Here is a 13382-nt window from a genome sequence, read left to right as displayed (position 1 = left end):
TAGCTATGAGCGGTTTTTTATTACTCAAAATTCAGTCAAAGGTGGTGAGCTCACTTACCCAACCACTAACCAAACATACCTATTGATAGCAAAAACCTCGTAAAAATAGCCTTGTACCATTTTGAGTGATATTGCATGCTTAGCTACCTATATAGGTAGGCAGTTCTATAAATGATTATCTGGTTTAAGACGTTAGCTGTCTAACCTTTATCGAATATTAGCCACTCTATATCATTCAATGACAGTATTTTTATGAGCCAACACAAAAAAGTCTTTTATTATCGACCCAAAACCAATCAGCATAACAGCCCAACGGTGCGTTGGACGTTTGTCATACTGGGCTGGCTATTTTTTGTATTAGGGGTTATCGGTGTGTTACTGCCAGTCATGCCGACTGCGCCTTTTATATTACTGGCGGCAGGTTGCTGGGCACGCAGTTCGCGGCGCTTTCATTTTTGGTTGATTAATCATAAATACTTTGGGAAATTTGTCCGCGATTGGGAAAATAATCATGCGGTGCCACTCTATGCTAAGTGGTTAGCGACAATAATGATGACTATTTCAACAACGATGTTATTTTTTAATATTCCCGCCGATATGATATGGGTGGCATGGCTGGTAGCCGTGGTCTGTACTGGGGTAGCGGTCTATTTGTTCCGTTTGCCAAATGCCTAAAATACGTTGATTTTAAGGTCAAAAATTGCAAGAAATGGGCTTTAGTTACATGAAAGCTAAGATAAGACTTGCGAAATCAGGATGTTCCCCCTATAATACGTCCAAGCTTAAGAGCAGTTCTGCACCAAATCATTACCTCGTAGTATTAGTTATAATCCTTCGTTTTAATATTTATCGTTCAGTAGCTATTTGCAAGCGTTATCGGTCACTAGGCCATTAATAAATTTAAAAGTAGGATTATATTATGTCAGACGTTCAAAAAGGTACAGTTAAGTGGTTCAATGAAGCTAAAGGCTTTGGTTTTATCGCTCCAGAAACTGGCGCAGACGTTTTTGCTCATTACAGCGAAATCACTGGTTCAGGCTTCAAAACTTTAGCTGAAGGCCAAGAAGTTGAGTTCACTGTAACTCAAGGTCAAAAAGGCCCACAAGCCCATAACATCGTTGCTATCTAATTTGTCTTTATAGACACTTAGAGCAAGATGAAAAAAAAGCGAACCTTCGGGTTCGTTTTTTTTCGTCTACGATTTAAGATAAGCTATTTGCAATCGATAAACCAAAAAAGCCGATGATTAGCATAGTCATCGGCTTTTTTAATCTATATAACTCATGGCAAGAATGATAACGAACGGTAAGGATGTTTGGTAGTTTACTTTAGCCAAGTAAGCTAATACCAATATTAATCAATCCACCGCCAACGATCAGCCAAGCAAACATAATCGCCCCCAAGATAAGGGGTTTAACGCCAGCTTGTTTAATAGCGCCCAAATGCGTGGTTAGACCAAGCGCAAACATTGCCATGGTGAGCAGCACATCGTCTAGTATCACCATACTACGCTCAAAGCTTGCGGTCATCGGCACCCAAGTGTGCAGTAAGACGATAGCAATGAATATGAAGGCAAACCAAGGGACTTTGACTTGTTGAACGCGATTCATAAACGATGGTTTTTTGCCACTGTCGCTGCTACCTTTTGTTAGGGCAAACGATAAAATAAGTAAAAAAGGGGCAAGCATCATGACGCGTATCATCTTGGTGACAACCGCTGTGTCACCCACTTCAGGACTGACGGCGTTACCAGCGACGACGACTTGCGCCACTTCATGAATGGTGGAACCCGTATAAATCCCGTACTGCTGAGCATTTAGCCAAGGTTGCAACCAACCAATATGGTATAAAAACGGATAGAGCAGCATTGCAATCGTACCAAACACCACCACTGTCGCTACGGCAATAGTGACTTTGTGTGCTTCCGCTTTGACCACTGGCTCTGCTGCAATCACCGCGGCGGCACCGCAAATGCTTGCGCCTGACCCAATCAATAGCGTCGTTTGTTTATCGACTTTTAACCATCGAGTCCCTATCCAATAGGTGAGTAAAAAGGTCGATGTCAATACCAACGCATCGCTCATCACCGCAGACAGTCCGACACTTGATACTTGCGTTAAGGTCAGCTTAAAGCCATAAAACATGATGGCGAGGCGCAATATTTGACCTTTGGCAAATGCCACGCCGATACTTAAGCGCTCAGCAAGGTTAGGATAGACCGTATTGCCCAATACCATACCAAGGAGAATGGCTAAAGTGAGAGAAGACAAGCCAACGATACGTCCATTTGTCCATGTGTTGACACTAGTATTGAGCCACAAACAAAACAAGCTGCCAATCAGCACGACGATGAGCCCTGCTAAATGGCGGCTGCGCGGGAAATAGTTATTTACTGATTGGGTCAAGGCGTACATGACTAACTGTCCTATTATGTATTATCTATAATCGAAATAAGCATAAGCTTATGAATAGACATTATAAGGCAGACCAATCTATAATAAAAACAGATTAATTAGATAAAAACTATCGATTTTTTAGGTTAGTAAAAGTCTTTGGGCTAAAAAGATGGTTTCTAGATAATAAAGGGTTTTTAAAATAACAGGTGCTTTTTAAATTGTATCAATAAGATAGGATGTCAGAGAAATTATGAAAAAAGCCATGCAGGTATTACCAAAGATTACCCTCAAGCAATTATCGGTGTTTGTCAGTATTTATCAAACGGGTAGTACCAGCCGTGCCAGTGAAGCGCTGCATTTATCGCAGTCGGCGGTCAGTAGTGCGCTGACAGAATTAGAAGCAAGGCTGCAGATGCCATTGTTTGAGCGCGTCGGGCGTAGGCTCAATCAGCACCCCAACGCCCATCCTATTTATATACAGGCGCAAGCCATCTTGGGGCAGGCATTAACTCTAGAGCATTATCATAAGCATCAAGCAGGGCAGATTCATATTGGTGCCAGTACCACGATCGGCAATTATGTACTGCCGCCACTGCTTGCCAAGCTATATGCGACGCTACCCGATGCCCATATCGATATGTATATCGCCAATACTCAAGAAGTGGTCAGCGAAGTTGAACAATTAAATATTGATATTGCGCTCGTAGAGGGTATGCCGCGCCCCACAGATATGAAAGTCATTGAGCAGCGTGCGTGGCGGACAGATACCTTGATGATCTTTACCAAGCGTGATAGCAAATGGTTGACAGACATGGCAGCGTATAACGATGCGGATAATTGCTACGAGCTTAGCATTGCACAACTGGCAAAACTGCCGCTATTGGTACGAGAGGCAGGGTCAGGTACACGGCAAATTATCGATGAGCAGCTGCTGAAGCATTTGCCTGATGCGGAGATTGTGATGGCGATTCAGCAGTCGGAAGCTATTAAGCATATGGTGAGTGCAGATATTGGTCTTGGTTGTTTATCACAGCATGTCATTCAGGCAGAGCTGACAGCAGGAGCGCTGGTACAAGTGAAAGTCGCGGGCATCGATTTGTCACGAACTTGGTGGCTAGTGTGGCATAAAGCCCGCCATCAAAGCCCGATTTGGCAAAGTTTTATTGATATTTTGACAGAAGATTGATTTTTTTGGTAAATATAGAAGTATTGGTAAGAATGTTTACTATTTTAATCAGTAATAAAAAAGCGCACTGTCAGACAATGCGCTTTTTTTAATAAGCTTTTTTAATAGTTTTAACTAACTTGGAAACGAGGTTAAGTCTTTTCTTAAACTACTTATTAACGGGTTTATCCAGTCTTACGACCAAGCTATCGCATGGGACGTTAGGCAAGATATTATCTGCCGTCGCGCCACTGAGCCAAGCGGCGATACCATGGCGTTCATGACGACCGATGACCAGCAGATCAACATCATGCTTGTGACAATAGTTGACGATGCCTTCACTGTTAGAGATGGCAGTGGTCACTTCAGAATTCACCGCATGCAAGTCATTACGCTCCAAAAACTGTGCCAATTTGGCGCGCGCTTCTTGACAGCGTTCATCGTCAATCTCATCGTATAAGCTGGAGGCTGGCACCAGCTCATAGCCAAAGCCAACCATGGTATCTTTGACGATATGTAATACCGATAACTTGGCATTAGGACGATTTTCGACGATACGTTTGGCCTTTTGGGCGACCACATCAGCATCGGACATTAAGTCGGTGACCAATAAAATATGTTCATAACTCATGAGCGGCTCCTTGTGACAGATGATTTTAACTATAGCACTACTGATGGCTGCTGTTAAGTAAGCTTTGAGTTCGCTTTGTGAAAATCCGACATTCTGCCATATTGGTCATCTTTATTACTACAGTATCTTGACTTATGAAGGTGCGAACCCCATCTAATTCCGTTAGGCAAATTCTTTTTAATTTATACCGGTGCATTGCTGTCATTTAAAATGATGCACGGGTACATGCCATTAAATTTGAATATTACTCATAAGTTAATCACAATAATACTCACAATATTTTTATATAAATATCATATAAAAAACACCCTACGATAAGTACTAAATACACTATTTATCTATTGTTTACTCTGATTCTATTTTATCGCCACTGGCTAGATTTAGTCATTAATCGCATATTATTCTAAATAAAATTAGAGCAATCCATAAGGAAAATTATGACCGACACATTATCTACTACTGATCTAACTTTGCATCCTGCCTTTGAGCTGATTGAGCACCGCCATATCGATGCATTATCGATGGACGTATTGATAAGCCAACACGTCAAAACAGGCGCGATGCATTACCATTTGGCACATCCGAGTGACGAAAATGCCTTTTTGGTGGGCTTTCGAACTCAGCCAATGGATTCAAAAGGCGAAGCGCATATTTTAGAGCACGTGGCTTTATGTGGCTCTGAGAAGTTCCCCGTTCGTGACCCGTTTTTCTCCATGATTAAACGCTCATTAAATACGTTTATGAATGCGATGACCGCTGCCGATTGGACGGCGTATCCGTATGCGACGCAAAATAAAAATGACTACTTTAATTTGCTAGCCGTTTATCTGGATGCCTCGTTTTTTCCGAATATTCATCCGCTGGATTTTGCCCAAGAAGGCATCCGTGTTGAGTTAGACGAAAATGACAAGCCGCAATTTAAGGGTATCGTTTTTAATGAAATGAAAGGCGCAATGAGTGGCGAGATTGACCAGTTGTATCATACGGTCGCCCATCATTTATTCCCAACGACGACGTATCACTATAATTCGGGCGGCGATCCTGCCGATATTCCTGACTTGACCCATACTGAGCTGGTTGAATTTCATCAGAGCCATTATCATCCGTCAAACAGCGTGATTATGAGCTTTGGTAATATTCCAGTCGCTGAAACCCAAGCCAAAATCCATGAAGATGCCTTGATTCAGTTTGAAGCAGGTAAAAAACACGTCTCACGTCCTGAAAAACGCTTGTCTGCACCGATTAGCGCAGTTGATACTTATACGGCTGACGAAGCAGGTCCTGACCAAACTCATCACGTGATTGCGTGGTTATTACCATCGATTACTGATCCAAAGCAGCGTTTGGCATTGCGTTTATTAGAAGGCGTGTTGGTTGAGCATGCTGGTTCGCCACTGCGTGCGTATCTAGATAGCCATCCACTTGGTAAAGCGCCAAGTCCGCTACTAGGTTTGGATGATAGTCATTACGAAATGGTCTTTTATACCGGTCTGCGCGGTTCAAACCCTGAACACGCCGAAGCGGTAGAACAGGGCATTATTGATTTGCTTACACAAGTGGCGAGCAAACCGATTGATGATGAAACGATTGAGACGATTCTGCATCAAATCGAGATCGATCAGCGCCATATTGGCGGTGATAGCATGCCCTATGGTCTAAATCTCATGCTAGAAGGCTTTAGCACTGCCATTCATGATGGCAACCCTATCGATGTTTGGGAAGTTGATGAGCACCTAAAATGGCTACGTGAGCAAGTAAAAGATGCGCAATGGTTACCGAATTTAATCAAGCAGCATTTGCTTGATAATCAGCACCGTGTCCGTGTGACCATGACGCCTGATAGTGAAAAGTCAGCCCGTTTGGCGGCAGCTGAGCAGACCCGTCTTGATACCATCGAAATGGATTTGACCGCTGATGATAAAGCCGTCTTAAAACAACAAGCGCTTGATTTGGCAGCGCGCCAAGCAGCGCCTGATGATTTAAGCTTATTACCAAAAGTGGGCTTAGAAGACGTACCGACTGATATTACCTTTAAGCAAGGCACGCAAAAGCAGATTAATTTGAGCGGCAAAGAAAGTACGCTATTTGAATATGAAGCGGGCACCAACGGCTTGTATTATTATCAAGTGATTGTGCCGTTGACTGATGCGATTGGTAATGAGGGTACAAGCGAGCTACCCGTTAATGAAGTCATTAATCATCCGCTGTTGCCTATTTATTTAAGCTTATTGTCAGAGCTAGGTACAGATTCTCTAAGTGCCCATGAAATGCAGGCTAAACAAGCGGCGCATTCATCAGGGGTGACTGCTAGAATTAGCCAACGTACCAATGTCGATGATAGCCAAGCGATTAGCAGCTACTTTGTGGTGGCAACGCGCGCGCTGAATCGTAAACCTGAAGCGATTGATTTGCTCAAAGAAGTCATGGAACACAGTATCTTTAGTGAGCATGACCGTATCAAAGAAATCTTGCAGCAGCGTCAAGCAGGCTGGCAGTCAAACCTTGCTGGTTCAGGGCATTCTTATGCGATGCAAACCGCCAGTCGCGGCATGAGTCGCCAAGCGCAATTAGAATATGTACGCAGTGGTCTGCCAGCATTGAACGCGCTAAAAGACTTCTTAACTCATGCCAGTAGCGATGATGCACAGTGGGATAAACTTGCAACCAGCTTGATGGACTTACATCAACGTCTAATTAGTTTGCCTAAGCATGCCGTCATCATCTGTGAAGCGGAGCAAACTGAACGCTTAAGCAATTTAATCGTTGATAGCTGGAAAGACAGTCAAGCGCCAAAAATTGCAGCGCAGTTAAAAAATGCTGATGCAAGTATCGACGCCAATATTCCAAGCGAGTTTGCCGAATTGCAACTTGATACGGCGTTAAATGGTGAAACAGACGTAGTTAAAACCCTAGAAAGTAGTGTGGCGCTCGATGTTGAAGACTTGGCGTGGCTAGTGCCAACCAACGTCTATCATAATGCCAGCGCTTATACCGTACCAGCGGCTGATCATCCAGATACGGCAGCCTTGATGGTATTAGCGCCTTATCTACGCAATGGTTATCTGCATAGCGCTATTCGTGAGCGCGGCGGTGCTTATGGTGGCGGTGCGGGCTACGATGCCAATGCCTGTGCCTTTAAGTTCTTTAGCTACCGTGACCCGCAGTGTGCTGAAACTTTTGCCCATTTTGATGCCAGTATCGAATGGCTATTGAATGAGCCGCAAACGGACGAGCAGTTAGAAGAGGCCATCTTAGGTATTATCTCAGGAATGGATAAGCCAGGCTCTCCAGCAGGGGAGGCGGTTAAAGCCTGCTTTGCAGATTTGCATCATCGCGGCGTCGACTGGCAACGTAAAATGCGTGCCTCAATACTGGCCGTGACCGTGGCTGACTTGCAGCGCGTTGCTAAGCAATACCTGCAAGGTCAAAAGCATGTACGTGCAGTACTTGCGCCTTATGATAAAGAAGCAGCAGTACAAGAGTTAGGCTTTAACGTTTGTAAAATTAAAAGTTAACCTTCTTCAAGTCTGCTGATTTAATTGTTATAAAAAAAACCGCCGCTTTCACTAAAAATGGAAGCAGCGGTTTTTATTGCTTGATAGTGTTTTTTAAAGGCTTACTTTTTGATTAAGTAATTGGCGACTGCTTTATAGGCAGGTAAAGAAGTTGGGTCGATTTTACCGTTACTGGCATCTGGATATGACGCAAAACGGACGATGACCATGTCCGCTGCTGGGTCAACATAGACCGTTTGACCGTGGACGCCGCGTGCCGCATAGATGGGCGTGGGGTTATTAAATAACCACCACATGCTTGTGTAGCTGCCGTTAGTCAGCTGCTTATAATCGGCTTTCGCAAAAGCCTCTTTATCGCCACCCGCTTCGATATTATCAACGACTGTAGCTGGGAATAAGCGCTCACCATTAATCTCGCCTTTATTGAGCATCAAGCTACCAATGCGTGCCATATCATGCAAACCTGCACTAAGACCGCCGCCAGCAAACGGCGTACCTTTAGCATCGACCGTCATATACGCGCTTTGTTCAGCACCGATTTTTTGCCAGATGCGTTCAGAGAGTAATTCATTCACCGCTTTACCAGTCGTACGCGAAATAATCCAGCCTAGGGCGTCGCTATTAATGGTTCGATAGTTGAAAGCTTCCCCGTGTTCGCCGTTCTTCTTAACTGTTTGCAGGTACTCAAAGTAACCATTGGGTCCTTTATAATCTTTCGGTTTTGGTAGTGGGCTTGCCGCTTCTGAATACTTCCAGATATCGGCATTAGGATCAGCATAGTCTTCGCTATAATCGAGCGCTGTGGTCATGTCCATGACTTGGCGTACGGTTGCATCACCAAAGCCACTGTTTTTGAGCTCTGGAATGATAGACGCTACCAAGGCTTTATCGTCAAGCTTACCTTCGGTCACGAGGATTTCTGCTAACAGCCCAGTCATTGATTTGGTCATCGACATCGCCGCATGATTGCCCAGCTCATTGAGACAACCGTTTTGGCGCTCGTATACCACCTTGCCATGATGCATGATCATAATGCCGTCAGTATAATTGGCATCCAGTGATTGCTTCCAAGTCATCGGGCGCTTACTGTTAGTAGGCATAAAGGTGATGGCATCGATGTTTTTATCTAACGCATAGCTGAGCTTGGAAGGCGCACCGATACCGCGACTGACGTCAGTGGTGGGCATCAATTCACGGATATGACAGACCGTCCAACGCAGCTTGGGGAAACTAAAAAAATTAGAGGAAGGTTGAGTAATCAGTTTATCGGCAGGCGGCGGAAAACCTTGCATCCAGCCAAGCGTTTGTGGGTCTGATTGTTTGGCGGTTAACCGTGCATCTTCCGCATGGCTGGTGATACTTATACTGGTTAGGGTCATGGCGATGGTCAGTGGTAGTAGCGGTAAAGAGCGTTGCAATAAAGTCAGCATAATATTCTCGCAAGTCGGCTTAAACGATTAACTTCAGACAATAAAAAACCATTGATAAGTGGCTATATTCAAAACTTAGCATAAGACTTATCAATGGTTTTTACCAACCACTTTTGTAAAGCAGTCGATTTTTTTATAAGGTTATTTTTTATAACGTTATGTTTATAACTCTATTTTTTATATGCTTAGGGCTAGTAGCGCTTGATCGCTTGGTCTTTACCGATGATATCCTGATGAATAGGGAAATTTTCATGGTTATCGTATTTCTTGCGGTCAGCAAAGTAGCTTTTTAGGGTACGACGTACCGCTTCAAAGGCAAGTTTGTCCCATGGAATATCTTCTTCAGTAAATAACGCACAATCAAGACTTTCAGAGCCGATGCCATAAGCACCGTCTTTTAGCTCAGTGATATAGATGCTATAGATTTGCCCGATATCAGGAATATCATATAAGCAATATAAATGCGGATTGATGACGACCGCTTCTGCTTCTTCAAAACTTTCACGAGCGGCCCCTTCTGCCATGGTTTCGCCATTTTCCATAAAGCCAGCTGGCAGTGTCCATAAGCCATACTGTGGCTCGATCGCGCGGCGACATAGCAGTACCCGATGCTTATGCACAACGAGTGAGCCACAAATCACTTTTGGATTTTCATAGTGAATATAGTGGCAATTGGGGCATACCAAGCGTGGGATATTATCCGTGGCTGGTATTTTACGTTCTGCTTCATGACCGCATTGTAAACAATAGCGCATATCAACTGCCTTATTTAGTGATAAATCTACATGATAAATAGAAATGATAAAAAGGATTGTCGTTCTTGGAAGAATTATGATTCTTATTTTATAAAATAGTATGACTTTAGCTTATCAGATGTTATGTGATCATAGCTGTTAATCCTAAGATAACACAAATTCTCATCACACTGGCAGTGATAATAACAAGCACACAGGTTTGCGCAACTGCTTACGGCTACGGTTGCTATTAATGAATGCATCAGCAGGCAGAGCAGGACAGTCACATAAAGTATATGCAGTCACGATAAGATTGCGCTAGGCTAGACTCACGCTAACTATTGAATGATAGCTTTACCTATAACGAGAGTAATGGCTGCCGCGACCGGTGTTGTTGTAAATAAGGGCAACCAGAAAAGCGCGCGCATCTATCAGAGTAGGGGGTATTAAAAAATGCCACTTTACGTCGCCAAGCATAACGATAAATGAATGGAGGCCAGCATGTAGATGCGATACGCGTAGCAATAATACTGGCGCAAGCGTTGTACACATTGCGAGAGATAAGCTCCACCATCCGATGCTTAATTCTAATAAAAATATAGGGCAATAATCATGTTACTTCCCCCGCAGTCGCTACGTTTTGATGAATTTTCAGTCGCTGTGCCGGACTTTATTCGTTATCCCACTATTAGAACGCTGGCGGAACGGGTGCAGCATGAGACCTTAAATGCCGTCACCAGTCCTGCGCTGTATGATGCTAGCACTTCTCGTAGCACTCGCATTCTAGATAGCTTGTATCAAACACCCATTGCCGATGCCTCGGTATTGGTTGCCATTACCCATGAACGCCATCCAAAACTGCTACTGACACGCCGCGCTGCGCACATGAACAGCCATGCTGGCGAGGTCTCTTGCGTTGGTGGTAAACATGACGCAGGCGACGGTAATAATGTCGTCACCGCTTTGCGTGAAGCCTGTGAAGAGACCGCACTACCACCTAATAAAGTCCAGCTCATTGGTCAATTGCCCATTCAAACCTCCAAAAGCGGTATGAGTGTGCGTCCTATTGTGGCGCTGATTGCGCCAGATTTATTATTAGTCCCTGAGCTTGGCGAAATTTCGCGTATTTTTTGGGCAGATTTTGAAACCTTGCTGACTCAGCCTACTGTCGAGTATGCGGTAGAATATGCAATGCAAGATAAGATCGCGACCATTCTTACACCTAGCTGGCAAGTGGATGGTGAAACGGTTTGGGGTCTGACAGGACGAGTCATTGCCAGTCTATTAGAAACAGGCTTTGATCGCCAGCTTGAGTGGTATTATCGTATCCAAAATACGCGCAATTAATCCGTAAGGCGGCTAACGGCTGACGTTTAATCACTATTCGTTTTATTTTAGCTACTATGCTTTATTTATAATCCCCTACTTATAATAATCGTCGTTTTTCTTTAGCCACCAGTTCATATTATCTTGGCGTTTGGCGCGGAAGGCTTCTAATTTTTCAGCCACACTTTGATTGTGTTGGCGTGCCGTATCAAGGGCAAAGAGAATCGGCACTGACGATAAGACGCCAAAGCGGATTTTTGATTTTGGCAAATCCAGCCCATCGCCGATATCATCGCCGACCAAAGTACGGGTCACGCTAGCATTGACCATCTCAACGAAACGCCCCCGTCGATTGTCTTCGCCCATCAGCTGACGCGGCAAATCATGCAAGGCTTTGGCTAATGGTTGCCCCATTTTAAAATCAAGTTGCTGAATTGATAAATAAGTATAGAGCCATTCCCAACAGGCAGTTTCATCTTTTGGCAGGCGATCTAAGTCAACCCCCATCCAATAACTGGCAAGATTCCATAGATGCAGAATACCTGCCGCTTCTTCAGTGCTGATGCGTGCGCCAAGCAGCCGTAACCCGCGCATAATCAACAATGAAAACTGCAAATGAGTAGCAATCATATCGGTTTGATTGATAGGAAGACCCCAATAATCAGTATTCCAGCTGCCATCTGAGTTGTGATGTTGGTCGGCATCTGGTATGACGCCTTTAGCAGCATTGCCTTTACCTTTGAGCAAGTTTTGCCGTACTAAGGTATGAATTTGCCGCACCTTGATTGATTGCCGCCAACCTTCTGAGCCAATCGCCAATACTTGCTCGATAGACTGACGTTGATTATGGGCGTTTGTATTCGGCTTATGTAATGGGGGATGTTCAGAGACGGCTAAGATATAGGCATACGTACGCATCAGGCGGGGCAAGGCATCGTGCATCAATGCGCCTGTCTGAATGAGCGGCAGGGAGAGGGCAGGAATGCTGTAGCCTGCCATCAAGGCGACATTACGTAATAGCCAAATCAGCATCAGCGGATAGCGTCGATAGGCAATCGCACCGATTTGGGCAAGCTTGGGATCGAACCAATCGGGATGGTGGCTAAATTGTTCAGCCAAGGCGTTAAATGCAGAGTTGTTTGTGAGATTAGCATCGAATTTATTGCTATTGCTACTGTCGCTGATAATAAATTGCTGTAAGGGCTTTGCAAAACGAATGCCGTCAGCGGCTAAAGTATCTGCCAGTGAATCACCGATATCGTAGCCTGTGACTATTTCATTTAATAAATCTTGCGAGATAACGAAGTCTTTTGGCAATAAATAACGCTTGATGCGCTTTAAGACTTGCAAGTCGCTATGGTCATCAATCGCGGTCGTCCGTCCGTGACGCTGATAAGGTTTTATTGAGGGTTGTTGTTGATTCAAAGTATCAGCCGTCTGTTTATCAGTTATGTTGATTGAATCCATATTTATTAAATGCCTTCTTACCAAATGCCTTCTGAACAAATGCTTTCCTATTAGATCATTTCACAAGGTCAATAGTATTAATAGCCATTTGACTGGTTTAGCGTTTCTAATTGTCTTTGCGTGGTGTTCATACGGCGCTTGGCTTTACGCAGCTCGTCGGCTAATGACAGTAGGCGCGCGCGTGCTTCTTTTTCATTAGAAAAGTTTAACATCGCCCCACTTTCTAGCTTATCAAATTCTTCTTGGTAGGTTTCTATGAGGCGCTTGTCTTTGTCTAACTGACTGTCTAAGGCGTAATAGTCTAAGCCTTTTTGATTGGCAGTTTGCAGTGTGTTCGCCAAGGTTAAGGGGCAGACATTATTGAGCTGACGTCCGCGCCGACCGACATTGTAAGCATTACTGGTCGTGCAGTATTGCTTAAGCCCCAGCTGGCGACCGCGCTCCCATGCCAGATAGTTGGGGGCAACACTGGCCTTGGCACAGGCTTTGGCATGTGATGCAAGGCGATCTGATGAGTAACCTGCTACGCCATCGTTGTAGCCAATAGCCTGCCAGTCACCAACGAGGCATTCCTGCTTAGAGAGCGTGGCACAGCTTGATAGTAAAACAATGCTACCAAGGAGCGCTAAGCTTAACGAAGGTCGCGGTACAAACTGTCGCATGATTATCTCTTCTATGGCTATTGATGCAAGTGCTGATATGGCTAATGAAAAATACT

Annotated in this window: 12 protein-coding genes; 5 read left to right on the top strand and 7 right to left on the bottom strand. The window is 44.3% G+C overall.

Translation table 11 applies throughout. The features are described from left to right. Positions 1–252 precede the first annotated feature (252 nt). Together AK822_RS12260 and AK822_RS12255 are read left to right on the top strand one after the other, a co-directional pair. The gene (locus tag AK822_RS12260; RefSeq protein WP_060491836.1) at positions 253–675 is read left to right on the top strand and encodes a YbaN family protein; all 423 of its coding nucleotides are present in this window, start codon (positions 253–255) and stop codon (positions 673–675) included. Between the two features lie 244 nt (positions 676–919). Then, positions 920–1129, top strand: coding sequence for a cold-shock protein (locus AK822_RS12255; protein WP_045453470.1), 210 nt, complete (start codon positions 920–922; stop codon positions 1127–1129). A 199-nt stretch (positions 1130–1328) separates the two neighbouring features. Here AK822_RS12255 and AK822_RS12250 read toward each other — a convergent pair whose 3' ends face one another. Continuing rightward, a complete protein-coding gene (locus tag AK822_RS12250; RefSeq protein ID WP_060491835.1) occupies positions 1329–2414 on the bottom strand; it encodes a YeiH family protein in 1086 nt (361 codons plus the stop codon). A 232-nt stretch (positions 2415–2646) separates the two neighbouring features. Between AK822_RS12250 and AK822_RS12245 the strand changes: the two genes are divergently transcribed. Beyond that, entirely contained in the window at positions 2647–3582 is a 936-nt protein-coding gene (locus tag AK822_RS12245) for a LysR substrate-binding domain-containing protein (protein ID WP_060491834.1), read from the top strand. A 148-nt stretch (positions 3583–3730) separates the two neighbouring features. Here the strand turns inward: AK822_RS12245 and AK822_RS12240 are convergent, their stop codons facing one another. Continuing rightward, positions 3731–4192 (bottom strand): universal stress protein, encoded by a 462-nt coding sequence (locus tag AK822_RS12240; RefSeq protein ID WP_045453475.1) that lies wholly within the window; start codon positions 4190–4192, stop codon positions 3731–3733. Between the two features lie 437 nt (positions 4193–4629). Here AK822_RS12240 and AK822_RS12235 point away from each other — a divergent pair, with 437 nt between their 5' ends. After that, on the top strand, positions 4630–7707 hold the full coding sequence (locus AK822_RS12235) for an insulinase family protein (protein WP_060491833.1): 3078 nt from the start codon (positions 4630–4632) through the stop codon (positions 7705–7707). Positions 7708–7808: 101 nt separating this feature from the next. Here the strand turns inward: AK822_RS12235 and AK822_RS12230 are convergent, their stop codons facing one another. The 3 genes from AK822_RS12230 to AK822_RS14740 form a co-directional block, all read right to left on the bottom strand. Beyond that, positions 7809–9137: a serine hydrolase domain-containing protein gene (locus tag AK822_RS12230; RefSeq protein WP_060491832.1), complete on the bottom strand. Its 1329-nt coding sequence runs from the start codon at positions 9135–9137 to the stop codon at positions 7809–7811. A 191-nt stretch (positions 9138–9328) separates the two neighbouring features. Beyond that, complete coding sequence (locus AK822_RS12225) at positions 9329–9892, bottom strand: NUDIX hydrolase (RefSeq protein WP_060491831.1); 564 nt, start codon at positions 9890–9892, stop codon at positions 9329–9331. 333 nt (positions 9893–10225) lie between these two features. Then, positions 10226–10450, bottom strand: a complete 225-nt coding sequence (locus tag AK822_RS14740) for an HPP family protein (RefSeq protein WP_228139089.1) — start codon at positions 10448–10450, stop codon at positions 10226–10228. Positions 10451–10483: 33 nt separating this feature from the next. Here AK822_RS14740 and AK822_RS12220 point away from each other — a divergent pair, with 33 nt between their 5' ends. Then, entirely contained in the window at positions 10484–11218 is a 735-nt protein-coding gene (locus AK822_RS12220) for an NUDIX hydrolase (RefSeq protein ID WP_055124790.1), read from the top strand. Positions 11219–11293: 75 nt separating this feature from the next. Here AK822_RS12220 and AK822_RS12215 read toward each other — a convergent pair whose 3' ends face one another. After that, entirely contained in the window at positions 11294–12664 is a 1371-nt protein-coding gene (locus AK822_RS12215; protein WP_060491830.1) for an oxygenase MpaB family protein, read from the bottom strand. 77 nt (positions 12665–12741) lie between these two features. Next, positions 12742–13326 carry a DUF2799 domain-containing protein gene (locus AK822_RS12210; RefSeq protein ID WP_060491829.1) on the bottom strand — a complete coding sequence of 195 codons (585 nt, stop codon included), beginning with the start codon at positions 13324–13326 and terminating at the stop codon, positions 12742–12744. Positions 13327–13382 lie beyond the last annotated feature (56 nt).

Origin of the sequence: Psychrobacter sp. P11F6, from assembly GCF_001435295.1 — a bacterium.
GTDB lineage: Bacteria > Pseudomonadota > Gammaproteobacteria > Pseudomonadales > Moraxellaceae > Psychrobacter.
Note: the sequence above shows the minus strand (reverse complement) of the source record. Positions and strands in the feature narration are given on the sequence as shown.